The sequence below is a fragment of the Pantoea stewartii subsp. stewartii genome, assembly GCF_008801695.1.
GTDB classification, from domain to species: domain Bacteria; phylum Pseudomonadota; class Gammaproteobacteria; order Enterobacterales; family Enterobacteriaceae; genus Pantoea; species Pantoea stewartii.
Genome location: NZ_VZPF01000334.1, coordinates 1 through 243, shown reverse-complemented (window position 1 = coordinate 243; position 243 = coordinate 1). Strand labels below are relative to the sequence as shown.

Annotated in this window: 1 protein-coding gene; it reads left to right on the top strand. The window is 67.1% G+C overall.

What is annotated here, in order from left to right; translation table 11 throughout:
* Window positions 1-243, top strand: a 243-nt coding sequence (locus F7Q90_RS26445; protein ID WP_151161252.1) for an IS66 family transposase, incomplete at both ends; no start/stop codon positions are given.

Genomic DNA, 243 nt, shown 5'->3' with positions numbered 1-243 from the left:
GCCCCGGCCTGCTGGCGCGCATCGTCACGGCGAAGTTCGCCGAACATACGCCACACTATCGTCAGTCAGAGATATACCGTCGCCAGGGCGTGGAGCTGAGCCGGGCAACGCTGGGGCGCTGGTCCGGCGCGGTAAGCGAACTGCTGGAGCCGCTGTACGGCCTGCTGCGCCAGTACGTGCTGATGCCGGGCAAGGTGCACACCGACGATATCCCTGTGCCGGTACAGGAGCCGGGCAGCGGTA